Source organism: Dietzia sp. B44, from assembly GCF_014145245.1.
Taxonomy (GTDB): Bacteria; Actinomycetota; Actinomycetes; order Mycobacteriales; family Mycobacteriaceae; genus Dietzia; species Dietzia natronolimnaea.
In genome coordinates, this window is the sequence record NZ_JAALEF010000390.1 from 1 (window position 1) to 1,759 (window position 1,759).

Consider the following 1,759-nt stretch of genomic DNA (forward strand, 5'->3'; position numbering starts at 1 on the left):
TCCGCCCGGTCCGCCAGGTACCACCGGGCGCCGAACTCCGCGGCCACGGCCAGCCCCAGCACCAGGAGCAGCAGCACGAGCAGGGAGCAGCCGCAGCCGCCTCGCCGGCGGTCGCGCCGTCCTCGTCGGTCGATCGGGTCTCGTCGTCGCATCCACGTATCGTGCCGGACCGTCGGGCCGGGGGCCACCGGCGGTCCGGTTGCGGGCCTGGGGGGTCCGGCCCCACGATCAGGCTATGACCGAGACCCAGGACGCACGCACTGACACCAGAACCGTCGTATTCCTCGTGGCCGGCGAGGGGATCGAACGGGTCGAGCTGACCGAGCCGTGGGGGGCCGTGACCGAGGCCGGTCACACGGCGCTCCTGGTCAGCACATCCGACGGCGAGGTCGACCTGGTCGACCACCTCACCCCGGCCGGCACCCAGGCGGTCGACCGGACGAGCGCCGACGTGACCGCCGCCGACGTCGACGTCCTGGTCCTGCCGGGCGGCGTCGCCAACCCGGACGCTCTGCGCCAGGACCAGCACGCTCTGACCCTCGTCCGCGAGATGGTCGAGGCGGGTAAGCCCGTCCTGGCCATCTGTCACGCGCCATGGGTCCTGATCGAGGCCGACGTCGTCCGCGGGCGCCGCGTCACCTCCTACCCGAGCCTGCGCACGGACCTGGTCAACGCCGGAGCCGAGTGGGTGGACGAGGAGCTGGTCAGCTCGGACGGCGTGTTCACCAGCCGCAACCCGGACGACCTCCCCGCCTTCTGCGACGCACTACTCGGCGCGATCCGCGGAGCGGAATAAGCCGACGGACCTAGGGAGGGTTTCGATGATCGGCGTCTACGTCCACCACCGGGGGCGCGGTCATCTCCACCGGGCCATTCCGGTGATGGGCGCCCTGCGGGAACGGGGACTGGACGTCACGATGCTCATCTCGGGCCAGTTCGACGACGCGCTCCTCCCCCCGGGAACCCGCGTCGTCCACCTCCCGTCCGGCATCGATGACGAGGAGGACGCCGAGGAGCTCACCCTCTCCGCGCGCCGCGCCGCCGTCGCGTGGATGGACCACGCACGACCCCGCGCCTTCTGGGTCGATTCGTCTCCCGCCATGTCGCTGGCCGCGCGGATGACCGGCATCCCGATGGTCAGCACGCTGCCGCCCGGGGTGAGGGAGGACGAGCCCCACCTGCTGCGGGTTCGTGCTGCGGAGCGGTTGATCGGGGCGTGGCCACCGGGAGCGCATCAGGCGACCCTGCGGCGGACGGAGAACCCCGTCGCGGAGATCGGCGGAGTGTCCCGCTTCGAGCGGCGCGTCCGCGAGACACGGCATCGTCGTCGTCCCCGTGTCGTCCATCTCAACGGCTCCGGCTCCGGCGGCGACCACCGCTTCTGGAGGGCGGTCCGATCGACGGCGCGCGAGCTCGGAGTGGCCGACTGGCTCGAGGTGGGCGGCCCGGACGGCGAATGGCACGCGGACCCCTGGCCGGAACTGTGTTCGGCCGACGTGGTGGTCACCGGAGGGGGCCAGTCGTCTGTTGCCGATGCCGCCTGCGCTGACGTGCCGCTCGTGGTGGTCCCGGGCCGGCGGCCGTACGGGGAGCAGGACGCCACCGCGGGGGCGTTGGACTCGATCCCGGCGGTGAGCGTGTTGCGCTACGGGGACGGGCCGACCGCCGTCGGGCACGCCGTCCGCCGACAACTGGAGAGGGCACGGGACGGGGAGACCGGAGGTATCCGCGCGTGGTGGGGCGTCGACGGTGCGGCGGA

2 protein-coding genes are annotated in these 1,759 nt (G+C 72.9%); both read left to right on the plus strand.

Going from position 1 to position 1,759, the window contains the following annotated elements; all coding sequences use genetic code 11:
• Window positions 1-235: 235 nt before the first annotated feature.
• Complete coding sequence (locus G6017_RS12540; RefSeq protein WP_182611093.1) at window positions 236-796, plus strand: type 1 glutamine amidotransferase domain-containing protein; 561 nt, start codon at window positions 236-238, stop codon at window positions 794-796.
• Between the two features lie 25 nt (window positions 797-821).
• On the plus strand, window positions 822-1,759 hold a 938-nt coding region (locus G6017_RS12545; RefSeq protein ID WP_182617647.1), incomplete at its 3' end, for a hypothetical protein.

Bases quoted from the DNA above. Each gene is read 5' to 3' on its own strand.
- G6017_RS12540 (WP_182611093.1), top strand. From the start codon at position 236: ATGACCGAGACCCAGGACGCACGCACTGACACCAGAACCGTCGTATTC.